General features: G+C 66.7%; 17 protein-coding genes and 2 pseudogenes. 12 read left to right on the top strand and 7 right to left on the bottom strand.

Annotation, left to right across the window (positions count from 1 at the left end):
- Positions 1–192: 192 nt before the first annotated feature.
- From SM757_RS35560 to SM757_RS13255, 3 genes and pseudogenes are all read right to left on the bottom strand, one after another.
- Positions 193–318: pseudogene (locus tag SM757_RS35560) on the bottom strand (Imm50 family immunity protein); the annotation flags it as partial.
- 84 nt (positions 319–402) lie between these two features.
- Entirely contained in the window at positions 403–981 is a 579-nt protein-coding gene (locus tag SM757_RS13260) for a hypothetical protein (RefSeq protein WP_322465832.1), read from the bottom strand.
- 121 nt (positions 982–1,102) lie between these two features.
- Entirely contained in the window at positions 1,103–1,651 is a 549-nt protein-coding gene (locus SM757_RS13255) for an AbiU2 domain-containing protein (RefSeq protein WP_322465831.1), read from the bottom strand.
- A 243-nt stretch (positions 1,652–1,894) separates the two neighbouring features.
- Between SM757_RS13255 and SM757_RS13250 the strand changes: the two are divergent.
- Positions 1,895–2,221 (top strand): annotated as a pseudogene (locus SM757_RS13250) (phage integrase N-terminal SAM-like domain-containing protein); the annotation flags it as partial.
- Positions 2,222–2,303: 82 nt separating this feature from the next.
- On the opposite strand, the gene SM757_RS13245 reads toward SM757_RS13250, so the two are convergent.
- Positions 2,304–3,635: a glycosyltransferase gene (locus tag SM757_RS13245; RefSeq protein ID WP_322465830.1), complete on the bottom strand. Its 1,332-nt coding sequence runs from the start codon at positions 3,633–3,635 to the stop codon at positions 2,304–2,306.
- A 106-nt stretch (positions 3,636–3,741) separates the two neighbouring features.
- Here SM757_RS13245 and SM757_RS13240 point away from each other — a divergent pair, with 106 nt between their 5' ends.
- Positions 3,742–4,479 carry a fatty acid desaturase gene (locus SM757_RS13240; RefSeq protein ID WP_322465829.1) on the top strand — a complete coding sequence of 246 codons (738 nt, stop codon included), beginning with the start codon at positions 3,742–3,744 and terminating at the stop codon, positions 4,477–4,479.
- A 9-nt stretch (positions 4,480–4,488) separates the two neighbouring features.
- On the opposite strand, the gene SM757_RS13235 is transcribed toward SM757_RS13240, so the two are convergent.
- The gene (locus SM757_RS13235) at positions 4,489–5,388 is read right to left on the bottom strand and encodes a LysR family transcriptional regulator (RefSeq protein WP_322465828.1); all 900 of its coding nucleotides are present in this window, start codon (positions 5,386–5,388) and stop codon (positions 4,489–4,491) included.
- 93 nt (positions 5,389–5,481) lie between these two features.
- On the opposite strand from SM757_RS13235, the gene mdlC reads away from it, so the two are divergent.
- The 4 genes from mdlC to SM757_RS13215 all read left to right on the top strand — a co-directional run bounded on the left by mdlC (position 5,482) and on the right by SM757_RS13215 (position 10,638).
- Positions 5,482–7,104, top strand: coding sequence for a benzoylformate decarboxylase (mdlC, locus tag SM757_RS13230; protein WP_322465827.1), 1,623 nt, complete (start codon positions 5,482–5,484; stop codon positions 7,102–7,104).
- A gap of 43 nt (positions 7,105–7,147) precedes the next feature.
- Positions 7,148–8,599 (top strand): aldehyde dehydrogenase, encoded by a 1,452-nt coding sequence (locus SM757_RS13225; RefSeq protein WP_322465826.1) that lies wholly within the window; start codon positions 7,148–7,150, stop codon positions 8,597–8,599.
- Positions 8,600–8,622: 23 nt separating this feature from the next.
- Positions 8,623–9,549, top strand: a complete 927-nt coding sequence (locus tag SM757_RS13220) for a ketopantoate reductase family protein (RefSeq protein WP_322465825.1) — start codon at positions 8,623–8,625, stop codon at positions 9,547–9,549.
- Positions 9,550–9,660: 111 nt separating this feature from the next.
- The gene (locus SM757_RS13215; RefSeq protein WP_322465824.1) at positions 9,661–10,638 is read left to right on the top strand and encodes a Bug family tripartite tricarboxylate transporter substrate binding protein; all 978 of its coding nucleotides are present in this window, start codon (positions 9,661–9,663) and stop codon (positions 10,636–10,638) included.
- 109 nt (positions 10,639–10,747) lie between these two features.
- Here SM757_RS13215 and SM757_RS13210 read toward each other — a convergent pair whose 3' ends face one another.
- Positions 10,748–11,668, bottom strand: a complete 921-nt coding sequence (locus SM757_RS13210) for a LysR family transcriptional regulator (RefSeq protein ID WP_322465823.1) — start codon at positions 11,666–11,668, stop codon at positions 10,748–10,750.
- A gap of 186 nt (positions 11,669–11,854) precedes the next feature.
- Between SM757_RS13210 and SM757_RS13205 the strand changes: the two genes are divergently transcribed.
- Both SM757_RS13205 and SM757_RS13200 read left to right on the top strand, forming a co-directional pair.
- The gene (locus SM757_RS13205) at positions 11,855–13,135 is read left to right on the top strand and encodes an aspartate aminotransferase family protein (protein WP_407655755.1); all 1,281 of its coding nucleotides are present in this window, start codon (positions 11,855–11,857) and stop codon (positions 13,133–13,135) included.
- Positions 13,136–13,275: 140 nt separating this feature from the next.
- Entirely contained in the window at positions 13,276–14,049 is a 774-nt protein-coding gene (locus tag SM757_RS13200; RefSeq protein ID WP_407655754.1) for an endonuclease/exonuclease/phosphatase family protein, read from the top strand.
- Between the two features lie 41 nt (positions 14,050–14,090).
- Here the strand turns inward: SM757_RS13200 and SM757_RS13195 are convergent, their stop codons facing one another.
- Positions 14,091–14,768: a response regulator gene (locus tag SM757_RS13195; protein WP_066342717.1), complete on the bottom strand. Its 678-nt coding sequence runs from the start codon at positions 14,766–14,768 to the stop codon at positions 14,091–14,093.
- A gap of 309 nt (positions 14,769–15,077) precedes the next feature.
- Between SM757_RS13195 and SM757_RS13190 the strand changes: the two genes are divergently transcribed.
- The 4 genes from SM757_RS13190 (at position 15,078) to SM757_RS13175 (ending at position 18,976) form a co-directional block, all read left to right on the top strand.
- On the top strand, positions 15,078–15,251 hold the full coding sequence (locus SM757_RS13190) for a hypothetical protein (RefSeq protein WP_157119360.1): 174 nt from the start codon (positions 15,078–15,080) through the stop codon (positions 15,249–15,251).
- A 441-nt stretch (positions 15,252–15,692) separates the two neighbouring features.
- Positions 15,693–16,295, top strand: a complete 603-nt coding sequence (locus tag SM757_RS13185; protein WP_066342722.1) for a flagellar basal body-associated FliL family protein — start codon at positions 15,693–15,695, stop codon at positions 16,293–16,295.
- Between the two features lie 1,154 nt (positions 16,296–17,449).
- Positions 17,450–18,565 (top strand): hypothetical protein, encoded by a 1,116-nt coding sequence (locus tag SM757_RS13180; protein WP_322465821.1) that lies wholly within the window; start codon positions 17,450–17,452, stop codon positions 18,563–18,565.
- 12 nt (positions 18,566–18,577) lie between these two features.
- A complete protein-coding gene (locus tag SM757_RS13175; RefSeq protein ID WP_322465820.1) occupies positions 18,578–18,976 on the top strand; it encodes a hypothetical protein in 399 nt (132 codons plus the stop codon).
- Positions 18,977–19,004 lie beyond the last annotated feature (28 nt).

Below are 19,004 nucleotides of genomic sequence, written 5' to 3'. Positions count from 1 at the left end.
TATGTAGCAATTAATGTGCTGGATCGATAATCAGTCGAACTTGCAATAGAGTCTGCATGTTGGGCTATTGAATAGTAGATAGTGTTTGCCATTGTGCTCGGACGTGGTGAGGGATCCGATGCAGCCAGCAATCTCCAGCTCACTGATAGAGATCGCTTGGATTGTGATTTGAGTGGTATTAGCAGTTTTGGGTCACCGCTTTGACAGTTGCGCAGGTATCCTAGCAATGTCGAAGCGGAGAGTTATTGTGGGGCCGTCTCGATGAATAGATATTTCATGCAGCTCGATCGACTGAAAGTCAATTTTGTTACCGAATAAGGTGGTGAATGACTCACGGCGCCAGCTCTATCCAGCGTTTGAGTTAAGCCAATTTCCGAAGCCAATCTGGCTCGAACGAATGGGTTAGACCTTTTTGCTTCTAGCTTCTTCTTCATCAAGATATGTGGCAACTTGATAAGCAATTGAAACTATGCAGTTCCGGTAGTGAAATATTACGCTACTGAAAGCTTGGAAGGCAAATACAGAAAAGAGCCCAGATTGGGTAATTCTGTCGAATTCATCTCGCTTGCTAGGGTTCGCGTGAGCAATTCCTCCATAGAAGATGATATCAAATAATTCCTTATTGGTTGTTATTCCTGAGATTTTTGGATTGACAAAACTCGGTTGATCTAATTTGGTATTCAATTCATCAACTGTTTTCTGAATCGCAATTTTGTTTTCTTTGTACTTCTCAGGCCATAGATCGGAAAGTTGTTTAATTTTTCTAATTGAAAAGCCGTCTTGGTCTTGAATGAGGAGTCTCAAATTTAAGCAGAATGCTTCCATTTCGTCTGGGTTGAGTTTGTCTTGTGCTAACCAATCTCCTTGCTTAACCCTATCCCAATCAGGTTCTCCACGTCGTGACGTAAGCCACGTCCAGAATCTACTTTCCTCTAGTTTTTTTGCTTTTTGAAGAAAATGGTCGTAGGGACTTTTGGTCATGTTAGTCAATTATTAAAAAGGATTGACTGGTTTTTGCGATTGTCGGATTGGGCATTCGTCTAACGTAAAGGTGAGCGGCTGCCGGAGGTGGTGCGCCTTGACGGCATATTAGATCCTTGGTTCATTTAAGTTGAGCAAGAAAATCAGCGACTTCGTTTTTCACGAGATCGTTGAATGGATAAGGTCCCCCAATAGTTCTGTCGTAGACCAAATTCACGAACTCCTGTAGTGCAGCAAAATATTTGTTGTCATCTTCGGGCTGGAAGTCCCCGAGTGGGGAACCAGAAACAACAGCTGAAAGGTCGTTGTGTGAAAGAAGACGATTGCGAACAGAGCGAAGATTTTTCTGGAAGTGGTCCATCTGCACGGCGATGGCGTTGAGTTGATCTTGTGTTACCGGATCCCAGCCGCCATAGCGTAGAACGTAATCAACACTCAGTGTCACTTGGCCTGCCACGACTGCGTTGTCGTGTAGTTTGGCGATTTGAAGAAGGACGTACTCGTGGCTGATTATGCTCAGCCGCTCAAACGCGTGGCTAGCATGTGACTGCTGCAGTTCGCTGGCGCGGGGGTTCTCGTCAAAAAGTTCGCGATGATTAAGCCAGCACTCGTAAGCCCAATTGCACAGCTTGCAAAATTCAGTAGCAACGAGTGGCGAAAGTGCGGACATGAATGTCTAACGTTTGAGTTGACCCGCTCGCCGGAGGCGATTCGGGTCAAACGGATTGGTTAGATCGTATTTTACTTGTCGAGAACGTTTTCAAACACCATTAAGAATAAATTTGTATTTTGATCGGTCTAAAAGAACTCGAAGTTGCAATCACCCGCTTTGCACCTTGTCTCGACGAGTTGATCAACTCCCCCTCCGTTCCAGATCCGTCGCCGGCGCCTTAAGGCGCTTAAAAAACCGCCGATGGACACCGACGATGCCCTCTCCGCGATCTCGAAGCCTGAAACCTTCGTTGCCGAGCCCACCGCCTGCCACGGAAATTCAGGCACCGGCATTGAGGAAAATCAGCTTAAACCGCCCCGCTTGCTCGACCGCCTGCGCAAGGAAATCCGGCCGCGCCACTATTCATCGCGCATTGAAGACGCCTACATCGCCTGGGCCAAGCGCTTCATTCTTTTCCACAGCAAGCGCCATCCCAAGGAAATGCGTGCGGAAGAATTCACGAAATTCCTGTCCTGGCTTGCCACCGAGCGACAGGTTTGCGCCTTTGCCCAAAATCAGGCCAAGGCCGCCTCATTTTTCTCACGGCCAAGTCCTGAAAATGAACCTACCGTGCCTGGACGAGGTCATTCAAATCCAGATGCAAAGGCGCTCAGCCGTCTCCCGGCAACGCACCGGCCACCACCGCGCGCGTCGCGGACAAGCGCTCCACCAGCCGTGCTCCCAGCCCCGCTGCGTCGTACCGCGCCATTTCCACCGCCAGCGCCCCAGCCCGCGCCTTGAACCCTGGCTCCACCAGCACCCGGCGCACCGCTTCGCGCACCGCCTGCGCCGAGGGTCGCCCGGTGCGCAAATCCACCCCGGCGCCGCTCCAGGCCACGCGCGCCGCGATCTCCGGCTTTTCCTCGCTGCCCCCGGCCACCACCAGCGGCAGCCCGTGCACCAGCGCCTGCTGCACGCCGCCATAGCCGCCGTTGGTCACCACCGCCGACAGCAGCGGCAGCAGCGCGCCGTAGGGCACGAAGGGCGCCAGCCGCGCGTTGCGCGGTACCGCGCCGCCCAGCGCCACCGCCACGGCGGCGGGGTCCGCGGTGGCGACCACCAGCACGTCCTCGCCAGCCAGCGCACGCAGCGTGGGGGCGATAAGGTCGTTCAAGCGCGTCGCCAGCGTTCCCTGCGTCACCAGCACCACCGGCCGGCCCAGGCGGCGCGCCGCCTCCACGTCTGCCCACCACGCAGGCCGTCCGGCCGCCTGCGCCGCGTCGCGCGGCCACAGCGGGCCAATGAAATGCACCTGCGGCGGCAGCGCGCGGCGCGGGTATTCGAAGCCCGGCACGGTGGGCTGCAGGTAGAGCTGGGGCGAGGCCACCTCGAAGTACATCTGGCGCCCCACCGGCAGGCCCACCGCCTCGCGGGCGCGGCGCCACGTGGCATTGGTCCCGGCGAACAGCCCGCGCAGCACCAGCGCGTTGAGCAGCCGGTTCAGGTGCCGGCTGGCCGCGCCGCGCGCAGGCGGCAGCGCCGAGCCGAAGGGCGCCGTGTCCTCGCTGGGCAGGCCCAGCGCGCTCATGCCCAAGGTGGCCCAGGGCAGGCCGCGCGTTTCGTGCAGCAGCGCCGCGCCCAAGTGCGCCTGGTCGGCCAGCAGCGCGTCCGGATGGAAGTCGTCGCACGCCGCCTGCAGCGCCCGCCACTGGCGCGGCGCGGGCTCGATGAACAGCGCGTCCAGGTGCGCGCGGATGCGCGCCAGCCCCCGCCGCCCGCGCAGCGCGGGAAAGGCGGCTTCGAGGTCGGCGTCGTCCCAGTCCGTGTCCGCGGCCATGGGCAAGAAGCCGGCGCCGCTGGTGCGCACCAGGCTTTCGAAGTTGCGCCCGGCCTGCCACGCCACCTCGTGCCCCCGCGCGCACAGCGCCTGCACCAGCGCGGCCATTGGGCGCACGTGGCCGGTCATGGGCACGGTGGCGACGAGCAGGCGTAGGCGCGGCATGGCCCGGCAGTCTGCCAGCCGCCGCAGCGCCGCCTTGCCCCTTGGCACGGCTGAGGACCATGCCCTGCGGGACACTCGCGGCTCCAGCCCAAAGGAGACCGCCACCGTGGCGCACGCAAGCGAACTGCAACGGGTTGCGCCCGCACGCCAGCGCCGGGTGGGGCTGGCGCTGGCAGCGGCCGTCATCGCCGCCTGGCTTACGCTGCACGTCTGGGGCGTGTTCTTCCACCGCTGGAGCGCCATCGACGCGCTGCGCGTGCCGCTGCTGGTGGCGCTGCAGAGCTGGCTGTCCACGGGGCTGTTCATCGTGGCGCACGACGCCATCCACGGCTCGCTCGCGCCCCAGCGCCCCAGGGTGAACGCCTGGATCGGCCAGCTCTGCGTGGCGCTGTACGCGGGATTCAACTTCCGCCGCCTGGCGGCCTCGCACCAGCGCCACCACGAGGCCCCCGGCACCGCCGACGACCCCGACTTCCACGCCGCCGCCCCGCGCACTTTCGCGCCCTGGCTCTACGCCTTCTTCACGCGGCATTTCCGCTGGACGGAGTTCGGCATCGTCACCGCGGTGCTGCTGGCCTACATCGCGCTGGGCGCCCAGGCGCTGAACCTCGTCACCTTCTGGGCGCTGCCGGCCCTGGGGTCGGCGCTGCAACTGTTCACGGTGGGCACCTGGCTGCCGCACCGCCATGGCGAGGACGCGTTCGCGGACCACCACCGCGCCCGCTCGCTGCGCTGGCCCTGGCTGGCCTCGCTGCTGGCCTGCTACCACTTCGGCTGGCACCACGAGCACCACCTGCACCCGCACGTGCCGTGGTGGCGGCTGCCGTCGGTGCGGCGGGTTTGAGGCGCAGCCTTAGCTCGATGCCTGGAACAGCCGGACGAGCAGCTCGCGCGCCCAGCGCTGCATGGGCAGGTGCTCGTGCCGCCGGCTCCAGTGCAGCGCGACGGTGAAATCGTCCGTGGGCAGCCGCGCGTCCAGCACCTGGAAGCGATCGGCCGGCTCGAAACCCGAGGCGATCGCCCGCGGCATCAGCACCGCCAGGTCGGTGTCTCTCACGATCGCCGGCAAGGCCAGGAACGTGGACGTCATCAGCCTGATGCGCCGCTCCAGGTTCAGCGAGTGCAGGATGCGCAGCGTCTGGGCATGGGAGCGCACGGCCACCAGGTCGAGCTGCTGAAGCTGCTGCAGGTTCAGGCTCCTGCGCCCAAGCTGGTCCGCAAGCGGGTGGCCTGCCCGCATGAGCAGCACGTAGCGATCGGTCAGCAGATCCGTGCGGGCCGTGTTGCCGATCTCGGGCAGGAAGCCGATGGCGAAATGGATGTCGCCGTTGTCCAGCGCCAGGGCGATCTCGCTTTGCGCCCAGGTCCTGGCCTGTACCTGCATGCCCGGCGCTACACGGCGCATTTCGGCCATGAGCTCCGGCAGAAACCTCGCTTCGCCGATGTCCGTCAGATGCAGCCGCAACTCGGCCGAGGAGGCCAGCGGGTCGAAGGCGTCCTCGTCGGTCAGGCCGGCCTCCAGCAAGGCCAGCCCGGCCTGGACCGATTGGGCCAGCCGCTCGGCACGCTGCGTCGGCCGCACGCCGCCGGGTGTGCGCTCGAAGAGATGGTCGCCTACCGCCAGGCGCAGCCGCGTCAGCGCCTGGCTGGTGGCGGGCTGCGACAGCCCAAGCTGCTCGGCCGCCCGGCTGATGTTGCGCGTCCTGTAGACGGTGTCGAACAGGCGCAGCAGGTTCAGGTCCAGGTCACGCATATTGATTGGGTGGATGACGCTTAGTAGGTTCATTTTATTGGCGGATACCTGCCCGGTGCCCAAACTGTGCCCATCCGACACCAAGGGCACCCCATGCGACCTGAAGACACCCCCCGGCCGGCCCAAGCACGCCGGCCCACCGTGCGCGAGGCCTTCTTGCGCCTGATGCGCGACCTCGGCATCGACACCGTGTTCGGCAATCCCGGCTCGACCGAGCTGGCCATGTTCCGGGACTTCCCCGAAGACTTCCGCTACGTGCTCGGCCTGCAGGAATCGGTGGTGGTGGGCATGGCCGACGGCTACGCCCAGGCCACGCGCAACGCGGCGATGGTGAACCTGCACTCGGCCGCCGGCGTGGGGCACGCCATGGGCAACATCTTCACGGCGTACAAGAACCAGACGCCGCTGATCGTGACCGCGGGCCAGCAGGCGCGCTCCATCCTGCCCTTCGACCCCTTCCTGTCCGCCACCCAGGCCACCGAGCTGCCCCGTCCCTACGTGAAGTGGGCCTGCGAGCCCGCCCGCGCCGAGGACGTGCCGCTGGCGCTGCTGCGCGCCTACCAGATGGCCATGCAGCCGCCTTGCGGCCCGGTCTTCCTGTCCATTCCGGCCGATGACTGGGAGCGGCCGACCGACTGGGTGGCGGTGCGGCACGTGAGCCGCGCCACCGCGCCGGACCCGGCGTCCATCGCCCAGGTCGCGCAGGCGCTGACCCACAGCAGCCGGCCCGCCATCGTCGTCGGCGCCGGCGTGGACCGCGACGCCGCGGTGGAGCGCGTGGTCGAGCTGGCCGAGCGCCACCAGGCCACGGTGTACGCCGCGCCCATGAGCGCGCGCTGCGGCTTCCCCGAGCGGCATGCCCTGTTCCGCGGCTTCCTGCCCGCCATGCGCGAGCGCATCGTGCAAAGCCTTGAGGGCCATGACCTGATCCTGGTGCTGGGCGCACCGGTCTTCATCTACCACGTGGAAGGCGAGGGCCCCCACGTCCCGAATGGGGCCCAGCTCTGGCAGGTCGTGGACGACCCGCAGACCGCCGCCTGGACGCCCGCGGGCAACAGCGTGGTGTCCAGCATCCACCTGGCCGTCGATGCGCTGCTGGCGGGCCCCGGGCCGGCGCAGCCGCGCAGCGCGCCAGCGGCGCGTGCGGCCGTGGCCCCTGCGGAGCCCAGCATGCCCATGTCGGTGGCCTATGCGCTGCAGACGCTGGATGCCGTGCGCCACGCCGACGACGTGGTCGTGGAAGAGGCGCCGGGCTCGCGCGGCGTGATGCAGGCCTGCCTGCCCATGGACGGCGCCGAGACCTTCTACACCATGGCCAGCGGCGGACTGGGCCACGGCATGCCCGCCGCCGTGGGCGTGGCACTCGCCCGCCAGCGCTTGGGACGGCCCGGCCGCGTCATCGGGCTCATCGGCGACGGGTCCAGCCTCTATGCCATCCAGGCGCTCTACAGCGCCGCACAACTGGGCGTGCCCGTCACCTTCGTGATCCTCAACAACCGCCGCTACGCCGCGCTGCAGGACTTCGCGCCGGTGTTCGGCTATGCGCCCGGCGTCAAGCCCGCGGGGACGGATCTGCCCGCCCTGGACTTCGTGGCGTTGGCCAAGGGGCACGGCTTGCCCGGGCACCGCGTCGAGCAGCCGCAGGAACTGGCCGCGGCGCTGGAGCAGGCCCTGCACCACAGCGGCCCCTGCCTGATCGAGCTCGTGGTGGCCTGAACCGGGTGCGTCACTGGACAACCAAACATTTCGGAGACATCGCATGAATGCCATTTCCATGCTCATCGGCGGCGAGCGCGTCGGCGCCACGGGCGGCGCCACCTTCGAGCGCCGCAATCCACTGGACGGCCAGGTCGCCACCCGCGCCCCGGCTGCCACGCCGGCCGACGCCGTGCGTGCGGTCGAGGCCGCGCAGCAGGCCTTCCCGGCCTGGGCCGAGATGGGCCCGGGCGAGCGCCGCGCGCTGCTGCTCAAGGCCGCTGCGGCGCTGGAGGCCAAGGCCGACGCCTTTGCGCAGGCCGTGGCCGCTGAAACCGGCGGCTCGGCCCTGTGGTCCGGCTTCAACGTGCACGTCGCGGCCGGCATGCTGCAGGAGGCCGCCTCGCTGACCACGCAGATCACCGGCGAGATCATCCCGTCCAACGTCCCCGGCAGCCTGGCCATGGCGGTGCGCCAGCCCGCGGGCGTGGTGCTTGGGCTGGCGCCGTGGAACGCGCCGGTGATCCTGGGCGTGCGTGCCGTGGCCACGCCGCTGGCCTGCGGCAACACCGTGGTGCTCAAGGGCTCGGAGCTGTCGCCGGCCACGCACGGCCTGATCATCGAGGCGCTGCAGGAGGCGGGGCTGCCGCCGGGCGTGGTGAACTTCGTCACCAACGCACCGGCCGATGCCGGTGCCGTGGTCGAAGCCATGGTGGCGCACCCGGCCGTGCGGCGTGTCAACTTCACCGGTTCCACGCGCGTGGGCAAGATCATCGCGGCGTTGTGCGCCAAGCATTTGAAGCCCGCGGTGCTGGAGCTTGGCGGCAAGGCACCCTTCCTGGTGCTGGCCGACGCCGACCTGGACGCCGCGGTCAATGGCGCGGCCTTCGGCGCCTTCGCCAACTCGGGCCAGATCTGCATGTCCACCGAGCGCATCATCGTGGACGAATCCATTGCCGATGCCTTCGTCGAAAAGCTCGCGGCCAAGGCCCGCAGCCTGCCGCTGGGCGACCCGCGCCAGGGGCCGGTGGTGCTGGGCTCCGTGGTGGACATGGGCACGGTCCAGCGCTGCAACGCGCTCATCGACGACGCGCTGGCCAAGGGCGCGAAGCTGCTGTGCGGCGGCAAGGCCGACAGCACGCTCATGCCCGCGACGCTGCTGGACCACGTGACGCCCGCGATGGCGATCTACCACGAGGAGAGCTTCGGCCCGGTCAAGGGCATCGTGCGCGTGCGGGGCACCGAGGCGGCCATCGCCTGCGCCAACGACAACCCCTTCGGCCTGTCGGCCGCGGTGTTCAGCCGCGACGTCGCCAACGCCTGGAACGTGGCCAGGCGCATCCAGTCCGGCATCTGCCACATCAACGCGCCCACCGTGCACGACGAGGCGCAGATGCCCTTCGGCGGCGTCAAGGAGTCGGGCTACGGCCACTTCGGTGGTCGCGCCGGCATCGACTCGTTCACGGACCTGCGCTGGATCACGCTGCAGACCACCGACCGCCACTACCCGTTCTGATGTCTGCCGCAAGGAGCGCAACGATGCGAATCACCGTGCTGGGCGCCGGGGCCATGGGCTCGCTGTTTGGCGGCCTGCTGGCCGAGCAGGGCCATGCCGTCGAGCTGCTGGACGTGAACCCGGCGCACATCGAGCAGGTGCAGGCCCGGGGCCTGACCCTGGAGACCGACGGCCGGGGCCGGCGTGCCGTGCGCCTGTCCATCGCCCGGCCGGAAGCGGCCGGCATGAAGGCCGACTGCCTCATCATCTTCACGAAGACGCTGCATACGGCAGACGCCTTGAAGGCGGCCCGCGGCGCCCTGCACGACGACATGCTCGTGCTCACGCTGCAGAACGGCCTGGGCAACGTCGAGAAGGTGGCGGAGCTCGTGCCCTTGTCGCAAATCGCGGTGGGCGTGACCACCGTGCCGGCGGACATGGTGGGCCCCGGGCATGTGCACTCGCATGGCGAGGGCCATGTCCGGATGACGATGGCCAACGGCCAGCACAGCGACAGGCTGGTGTCCCTGGCGCAGGCGCTCACCGGCGCGGGCTTGCCGAGCACCGTCGATCCGTCCGCGCAGGCGGCCGTCTGGCAGAAGGTGGCCTTCAACGCGGCGCTCAACACCGTGTGCGCCGTGGGCGACTGCACCGTGGGCCAGGTGGGCGAGCGCGCCGAAGCCCGCTCGCTGGCCCATCGCATCGCGGCGGAAGTGCTCACGGTCGCCAGGGCCCGCGGCCTGCAGGTCGATGAAGCGGGGCTGCATGCGACGCTGGACCACGCGCTGGACCACCACGTGCACCACAAGCCCTCGATGCTGCAGGACCTGCTGGCCGGGCGGCCCACCGAGATCGACGCGATCAACGGCGCCGTGCTGCGCGCGGCACGCGAGCTGGGCATGCCGGTGCCTTGCACCGAGGCGCTGGATGCCCTGGTGAGGCTGCGGGAGCAGCGCGCCCTGGCCCATTGAATCCATAGCGCCAACCAATGCCGGCCAGGCTGCGTGGCCGGCCTGGCATCCCGTGTGTGAAATGCGCCACCCCTGGCGGTGGCCTCCTGGAAAACCAACTGGAGACAAACGATGAGCTCGACGCTTCTTTCCCGGCGCCTTGCCGCGCAAGTTGTGCTGGCAACCCTTGCCGCCACCCCGCTGCTGGTTGCGGCGCAGGACAAGCCGCTGGAGTGGGTGGTGGGCTATGCGGCGGGCGGCGGCTCCGACGTGGTGGCCCGCACGGTGGCCGAACCGATGGGCAAGGCGCTTGGGCGCACCATCGTCGTCAACAACAAGCCGGGCGCCGCCACCAACATCGCCGCCGACTACGCCGCCAAGTCCAAGGACTACGGCAACCTCATGTTCACGGCCGACTTCGCCACGCTGGCGGCCAATCCGGCGCTCTTCGCCAAGCTGCCCTACGACGCCGAAAAAGACTTCAAGCCCGTGGGCATGCTGGCCCGGTTCCCGTTGCTGGTGGTGGTGGCGCCCAACGTGCCGGTGAAGAACTGGAAGGAGTTCGTGGCCTGGGCCAAGGCGCAGCCGCAGGGCGTGAACTATGCCTCCGCCGGCGCCGGCAGCCCGCATCACCTGGCCGGCGAGCTGCTGCGCGAGCAAAGCGGCCTGAACCTCACGCACGTGCCTTACCGTGGCGCCGCACCAGCGGTGCAGGATCTCATGGGCGGACAGATCCCCGTGGGCATGATCGACACCGCGGCGGCACAACAGTACGTTGCCGGCGGCAAGCTGCGCGCTATCGGCGTGGCCAGCCCGGCGCGCATCAAGTCGTTGCCGGACGTGCCGACGCTGGCCGAGCAAGGCCTCAAGGATTTCGAAGCGTATGCGTGGCAGGGCGTGGTCGTGCCTTCAGGCACCCCGGCGGAGGCGGCCGCCAGGCTGGGCCAGGCGCTGCAGGCCGCCTTGGCTTCCGGCACGGTGAAGGCGCGTTTCGAGGCCCTCGGCCTGGAACCCATGCCGGGCACGGCCGAGCAGATGTCCAGCTTCGTGCGCAGCGAGCGCGAGCGCTGGGGCAAGTTGATCCGGGCCAACAACATCCGGCTCGACTGAAGCGCGGGGCCCCGCGGGCCAGGCAAGGCCCGCTGGCCAGCGGCACTTGCGCGCCCAGCGGCAGGCAGGCGCAGCCCTCCAGCGCCGGCAGCACCTGCGCCATCCCCGCTCAGCCGGGCGCGGGACTATGCGCTCGCACCAAGGCGTCCAGAAATGCCTGCGCCAGGCGCGAGGGCGCATCGCCCCGGCGCGTCAGTGCCACGAAGCGGACCTCGTAGCGGCACCCCGGCGCGATGTGCCGCATCTGCCCCGCCATCTCGAAGCCCGCGGCGTAGTGCGCAGGCAGGAAGCCTATGAAGCGGCCGCTGAGGATGAGCGTGGCCACGGCCTCCTGGTCGTTGACCGTGGCCGTGCGCCGCAGGCCGAAGCGGTGGGTGGCCTCCATGTTGGGCGAGTGGAAGCCAAAGCCCGCGTAGTCGAAGGCGCGCAGCCGCTGCGCCGAGACCTCGCCGGCGCCAAACAGCGCGTGCTCGCGCCCGCAATACAGCAGCATGGTTTCGCCGAAGAGGTCCGCGTAGTCCAGGCTGTCGGAGCGCCGATGGTCCGGCAGCACGCCCACGTGCAGGCGGCCGTCCAGCACGCGCGACTCGATCTCCGTGAGCCCGCCCACCAGCACGTCCAGCCCAACCTGCGGCGCCGCCGCGCGGAACTCGCCCAGCGCCTGCGGAATGCGGCAGGCCGGGTTGGTGGCCGTCTTGTCGAACAGTCCAAGCTCCAGCGTGCCGTGCAGGTCGGTGTGCATGTCGCGCACCTCGCCGCGAAAGGCGTCCAGCGCGTCCAGCAGCGCCAGCGCGCGCTCGTGCACCCGCTGCCCGTCGGCCGTGAGGGCGAAGCCCGCGCGCCCGCGCCGGCACAGCACCAGCCCAAGCCGCTCCTCCAGGTCCCGCAGGTGGCGGCTGATGGTGGAGCGGCCGATGTTGAGGTCCAGCTCCGCCGCCGCCAGCCCGCCGCAGGCCACCACCGCGCGGAACACGCGCAGCAACCGAATCTCGGCATCGCTCACCTGCCCAAGCAGCGCCTTCTTCACCATGAAAGTTTCAATCCTTGTCGCGTGAGCTTGCAAAGATCGGACTCTATTCAAACCATGCGCGCGGGCACGATGCAGACCTCACGCTTTTTGATGGCCCGCCGCTTCTCCATGCACAACGACCTCGCCCCCGACCTGGCCGCCGCCGCGGATGCACTGCCCACCCCGGCGCAGTTGCGCGCCCACTGGATGCCCTTCACCGGCAACCGCCAGTTCAAGGCCGACCCGCGGCTGCTCGTGGAGGCGCAAGGCCACTACTACCGCGACGCGCAGGGGCGGCAAGTGTTCGACGGCCTCTCCGGCCTCTGGACCTGCGGCCTGGGCCACGGCCGGCGCGAGATCAGCGAGGCCGTCGCCCGCCAGGTCGCCAGGCTGGACTACGTGCCCGCCTTCCAGTTCGGCCACCCGCTGTCCTTCCAGTTGGCCGAGCGCATCGTCTCGCACATGCCCGCGGGGCTGGACCACGTGTTCTTCGTGGGCTCCGGCTCCGAGGCGGCGGACACGTCGCTGAAGATGGCGCGCGCCTACTGGCGCATGCGTGGCCAGCCGAGCAAGACGCGGCTCATAGGCCGCATGAAGGGCTACCACGGCGTGAACTTCGGCGGCATCAGCGTCGGCGGCCTGGTGGGCAACCGCAAGCTGTACGGCGAGGGCCTCAACGCCGACCACCTGCCGCACACGCTGCTGCCGGGCAACGAGTTCAGCCGCGGCCAGCCCGCCACGGGACGCGAGCGCGCCGACGAGCTGCTGGAGCTCATCAACCTGCACGACGCCTCCAACATCGCCGCCGTCATCGTCGAGCCGTTCTCCGGCTCGGCCGGTGTGGTCGTCCCGCCCGTGGGCTACCTGCAGCGGCTGCGCGAGATCTGCACGCAGCACAACATCCTGCTGATCTTCGACGAGGTCATCACCGGCTTCGGCCGCGCCGGCGCGTGGACGGGCGCCGAGGCCTTCGGCGTGACGCCGGACATCCTCAACTTCGCCAAGCAGGTCACCAACGGCGCGATTCCCATGGGCGGCGTGGTGGCCAGCGCCGAGATCCACGACGCCTTCATGGCCGCCGGGGGCGCCGACTACAACGTCGAGTTCCCGCACGGCTACACCTACTCGGCCCACCCCGTGGCGTGCGCCGCGGCGCTGGCTTCGCTGGAGCTGCTGGAGCGCGAGGACGCGCCGGCCACGGTGCGCGCCATCGCCCCGTACTTCGAGAGCGCGGTGCACGGCCTCAAGGGCAGCCCGCACGTGCTGGACATACGCAACTACGGCCTGGCCGCGGGGCTGACCATTGCCGCGCTGCCGGGCGAGCCGGCGCGCCGCCCGTTCGAGATCGCCATGCGCTGCTGGCAAAAGGGGTTTTATGTGCGCTTCGGCGGCGACACCCTCCAGCTCGCGCCGCCTTTCCACGTCACGCGGGAAGAGATAGACCGGCTGGTGGCCGCGCTGGCCGAGGCCCTGGCCGAGCAGCCCTGATCCTTGCCGCCCTGTGCCACGGCGGCCGCGGGCGCGCGCGTTGCTCCACGCAGGGCAGGGCAGCGGTGCCGCCTGCACGGGTGCGCAGGCGGCACCGCTGCGTTTGTGTTGGCTCATGGCGGAGGCGCGATTTGCATTCAGTGCGCATTGGCACCTGGAACCTTGGGCGCTCCGGCGCTTTTCACCGCACCCGCATCCCGCGGCAGATTCATGCGCTGCAGCAGCGCAATGCGGACCTGTGGGTGCTCACCGAGGCGCACGACGCCAACATCCCCCCTGGCGGCCACGTCAGCAGCTCGGCGCCGCATGGCGATTTCCATCAGAAGGGCGAGCACCGCGTCGTCCTGTGGTCCAGGTTCGCGCTGCGGCCGGTGGCCACGGAGGACGCCTTGTCCACCGTCGCGGCGCGGCTGGAGGTGCCCTGGCTGGACCGCCCGCTGCTGGTCTACGGCACCGTGATCTCGCCCGCGCAGGGCGGCGTGGTGCAGCGCCCGGCCTTGTCCTGGCAGCGCCACCTGGACATGGTGCAGCGCCAGCGCGCCGAGTGGCTGCGGCTGCGCCAGGAGTTTCCGGACCACGCGCTGTGCGTGGCCGGCGACTTCAATGCCAACCTGGACGCCACCGCCTCCTACGGCAGCGTGGACCCGCGCCACAGCCTGCTGCAGGGCCTGGCCGACGCCGGGCTGCAGTGCCTGACCACCGACGACAAGCGCGACCCGCTGGAGCAGGGCGTGGGCCGCGCCGGCGTGGCGCACGTGTGCTTCTCGGCGCTGGAGGGCCTGGAGAGCCGCCTAGAAGCCTGGCCGGCCAGCGCCGAAGGCTACCGGCTCAGCGACCAGAGCGGCATCCTGGTCGAGCTGTCCTGGCCGCAGCCGCAGGTGCAGAGCTGGCTGGACTCCACGGGCAGCTCCTGAGCGGGGAGCCGCGCCGCCGCGCGCCGGGATGGCGCGCCAGCTCAGAAGTGGCGGTTGTGGTTGCTGGAGTGGCTGCTGTTGAACAGGCCCAGGCGCTGCGCCTCCAGCGCGGCTTCGGCGCGCGAGCTCACGTTGAGCTTGCGGTAGATCTGCTTGACATAGTCGGCAATCGTGTGGCGCGAAAGGTTGAGCTGCACACCGATCTCCGGCAGCGTGAAACCCTTGGCCACGCGCAGCAGCACGTCGCTTTCGCGCTCGGTGAGCTTCACGTGCGGCATGAGCGAGGCTTGCGGCTTGGGCAGCGCGGCGAAGTAGGCCATGACGCGCCGGGCGATGGAAGGCGACAGCGGCGGCTCGCCCTGGCTGATGCGCTGCAGTTGCTCCATCACCATCTCACGCGGCTGTTCCTTCAGGATGTAGCCGTAGGCGCCGGCCTGCAGCGCGGGGAAGAGGTGGCCGTCGTCGTCGTGTATGGACACCACCACCGGCTGCGCCGCCGGCTGCTTTTCCCGCAGCGTGGCCACCACGTCCACGCCCGACCCGTCAGGCAAGCCCAAGTCGATCAGCGCGAGGTCGAAGTTGAGAACGGAAACCAGGCCTATCGCGTCATGCACACGTGCGCTCTCGGAAATACTGGCTTGAGGAAACAATTCGTTGACCAGGCATTTCAGCCAGGTCCGAACTTGCGGCAAATCCTCCAGGATCAGAATATTTTGCATGTGACCTCCTTGCATATTCAAAAACGCACCCCATGCTAGCAGCGCACATTTGCTGACATATTCAATTCCATCCTTTGCCGGGTTTGTGCCATCCCAATATGTGGCGCGGCTGCCGTACGAAACCCGGTATGTCGAGGCGGCAATGTTCGTGACCGTGTCTTCAGGCGCGCAGTGCGCGCTGCCTGAACCACCGCTGCAGCCGATGACGCGGGCAACTTCCGTGCAGCCGAACGATTACTTCGCAACGGCCTGCTGGATGCGGCCATCGCCGCCTTGGAAACTGGCTGCCTCGCAACAAGGAGGCTTGCCATGGATGCCGTGGAAATCTTTGCCGTCGTGTTCCTGAGCTCGCTGGCGCTGCTGGTGCTGGGGTTGGCCGTGCATGCCCGGCGCAAGCGCTGGGGTGCGGAGCCGGTGCGCTTGCTGGCCACCTTGGGCGGCATCACGGGGCTGGGCGCCGCGGGCGTGGCCTGGCTGGGCTGAATTAATACGGCGGGCCAACCCGCCGGTCCTGTGCGAATTGGTGGTGGGGAATGTCCGCCGGGGTATTGGGGCTGGGCCCGGCCTGGCGACCCTCCTATCTCCCGCCGCGCCGCGCCGCGGCGGTGGCGGTGCTGGGCGGCCCGCGCCAAATCATCGCCGTGGCCGCATGACATTTTGCAAACATTGCACGATTGCTTGATCTGTGTTTGCTTCAATGCATAGGCCGGTTGCCAAGCCTCGACAGCATGGTTCCGGCGCAGATTCTTGGCCAGGAGGCCGGCTCAAACGGGGCATCCATCGCCGCGTCCAAGGGCGCTAGCGCTGCACCGGATGCGGCGTCGCCTGACGCAGCCGCTGCCCAAATGGCCCGGCCCACAGCCACCGTGGTGCGGTTGGCCCGGCCCTGTAAACACTTGAATTCCACGGTTGACTGGAGACCACATGTCCGCTGCCGCAGCCCTTGCCGTTGACACACCCAAGAAGGGGCACAAGAAGCTCATCATCATTGTGCTGGCCGTGGTGGTGCTGCTGGCGGCCGCTGCTGGGGGCTTCATGGTGTTCAAGGCGCGTACGGCGCACGCGGAGGAGGACGAAGTCGAAGTCGACGCCGCGCCGGCCAAGAACAAGCAGCCCGAGGCTTTCGACCCCAAGCACGCTCCGCTGTTCGTGAACCTGGAGCCCATCACCATCAATCTGGCCGACCGGGACGTCGACCGCTACGCGCAGATCGTCATCGCACTGGAAGTGGAGGACGACAAGTCCTCCGATCACGTCAAGGCCTTCATGCCCGTGATCCGCAACAATCTTCTGATGGCCGTGGCCAACAAGACCTCGGAGGACGTGCGCACTGACGGAGGCCGCCGCCTGCTGGCCGCCGAGATGCAGGCACAGGCGCTGCGCCCGCTGGGCTACGACCTCAACGCCGAGGACTTCATGGAGAGTGACGCCTCCGCCCACGCCGGCGCGGGCAAGCGCAAGAAGTCGCACAAGCCGGCCAAGCTGCCCATCAAGGCCGTGAACTTCGTCAACTTCATCGTTCAATAACAGACACTGCCGCGCGCCGCCGGCGCGCATTTCTTATTGACCCACTCCGGGCCGCCTTGCGGTCGCACCATGCGTGCGGCTGCAAGGCGGCCTTCGTCATGGGCGGGTGCCAATTCCCCACGACATGCCCCACGCAGCCCGTGCGATGTGCGTGCCATTCATCACGCGGTCCCTTGGACAACGCCGGGAGGTTGTGGTGCATCAGCACATGCAGCCAGAAAAGTTTCCAAACATTGCGAACACTTTGCAAACTATCAAACAGACACACTAGAATCAAACCAGTTTCGCAATCCCCTGCTCGGGCTGTGCAAGACCCTGACTGACTCCAAGAACCCCTGCGGTGCTGGATGTGGCCGGGGCTTGTGGGCCCCAGGACGCTGACACGAGGTTCAGCGCCGGTGCGCGCGAGGTAATGCGGTTGTTCGGCATGCCGGTGCGGTCCTTGCGCGCATTCAGGTCTACCCACAGGAGCCCCCGCAGCAGCCAACTTCTCTTTCCTAGGCAGTTTGCGCATGCATTGGTGTCCAGCCCTTGCGCCTGTGCTCGCGATACCGTGAGTGGAAAAATTTTATGAGTGAGCTGTATGGGTCTGCCGGGGTCGGACGAAATTGAGCCTGATTTCGGCGGCCGAGAGCCGCATTCATGAAATAAATTTTGCCCGAGCAGTTGCTCCCGGTGGTTTTCGGTGCCTCAAGAAATCGTTTGCTGCATGAGAGGCGTGCGTTCTCTTGGTATTTGATGATGGTTCCTGCTTCGGGTGGTTCGTCGCGTTGTCCCCCGTCCCTACTCGTCAGTCGCATGGAGCGTTTGGCGCCATCCGCCCCTTGGCGCAGCCCGTACGCTGGGGTGCGGCAGGCCGCTGTTTCAGCCCGGCGGCGGAGGATTTCGGGGGCTGCGGGAAACGGCCCCGTTCGCCATTTGCCTTTCGGGTATTTATTGTTTTGCTCGTGCCTCGTGAGCCACGTTTCGCGGCTTTGTAAGGTCCATGCAATTCCGTGGCGTAGGCTAGTTTTGTTGGGAAACAGAACTGGTCTGAAAGTGCTTCGCAGAGGTCCGGGTGCCTTTGCGGTCCGTTTTCAAAGCTGATTTAAAGAAATAAAGAGGGAGTTGAAATGAATCTAAAGCGAAATTCATCTCTAGCTTTTGCCGCATTGATGACCGTCTGTGCCACGGCGTCGCAAGCTGCTGACCAGGGATTTGCCTTCAGCGGGTACGGCACGGTGGGCGGCGTGAAGACCAACACCGACGAGGCGCAGTTCCGCTCCGGCCCCCGCCAGGACCGTGGCGCCACGCGCTCGGTGGACTTCGGCGTGGACACCCGGCTGGGCCTGCAGGGCACCTACACGCACAACGACACCTTTTCCGCCGTCGGCCAGGTGCTGACCAGCCGCCGCGACGGCCAGCAGGGTCCGCAAGTCGAATGGCTGTATGCGCAAGCCAAGCCCACGCAGGCCCTGGACCTGCGCGTGGGCCGCATGGTGCTGCCCATCTTCATGGTGTCGGACAACCGCAACGTCGGTTACGCCCACTACTGGCTGCGAGCGCCGGTGGAGGTGTACGGCGCCTACTCGCTGACCTCGTTCGACGGCGTGCAGGCCCGCTGGGCCAGCGCCGTGGATGACGTCAACGTGACGGTGCGCGGCTCGGCCGGTAAGAGCAAGGGCGACATCTACCTGCTGGACAAGCCCAAGGCGGAGCTCAAGTACCCGCGCCTGTACTCGCTGGCCCTGTCCCTGGAAAAGGGCTTCTGGACCCTGTCGGCCAGCCGCACGGTGGGCAAGGACGTCGAGCTCAAGGGCGACTACCTCAACCTGGATCCCGACGGCAAGGACACCTTCACCAACCTGGGCCTGCAGTACGACGACGGCCAGGCCGTGGCCATGGCCGAATACGTCACCCGGCGCTTCAAGAATCCGGGCCACCCGGGCCCCGCGGGCGACGGCTCGGTCAACTCCGACAGCTACTACATCAGCGGCGGCTACCGCTTGGGCGCGTGGACGCCCTACGTGACTTTCAGCCACTTCAAGCCCAAGGGCGAAGGCTATCGCGGCTACAACCCCAACCTGCTCGCATCCGCCCCGGGCGACATCCCCAAGGGCATCACGCGCGCCGTCGGCGTGCGCTGGGACGCCTACCGCAACGTGGCGGTGAAAGCGCAGTTCGAGCGCGTGACGCACACCGACTACGCCTTCATGGACCCCTCCTGGCCGTTCCAACTGACGCCGCCCAGCGTGCGCGTCTGGAGCATCGCGGTTGATTTCGTGTTCTGACCGGGAGTGGGTATGCGCAACATTCGCCTCATCGCTGCGGCCGTGGCGTTGTCGGCAGCCGCCGGCGTCCGGGCCGAGATCGTCGTGATCGGCAACCAGTCCGCGGCGGCCCTGACCAAGGAGCAGGCCGCTGACGTGTTCCTGGGCAAGAACACCGCGCGCACGCCGGTGGACCAGCCCGAATCCGCTGCCATCCGTGCCGATTTCTACACCAAGCTCACCGGCCGCACGCTGGCCCAGGTGCGCTCGACGTGGTCGCGACTGGTGTTCTCGGGCAACGGCCAGTTGCCCAAGGAACTGCCTGACGCCGCTGCCGTGAAGAAGGCCGTGGCGGCCGATCCCAAGACGGTGGGCTACATCGACAAGTCGGCCGTGGACGGCAGCGTCAAGGTGCTGTTGAACGTCGACTGACCCGCGTCCAGCCTCGCCGTGGGGCTGG

Origin of the sequence: Azohydromonas lata, from assembly GCF_034427735.1 — a bacterium.
Lineage (GTDB): Bacteria > Pseudomonadota > Gammaproteobacteria > Burkholderiales > Burkholderiaceae_C > Azohydromonas > Azohydromonas lata.
This window is presented reverse-complemented; position numbering and strand designations above follow the sequence as displayed.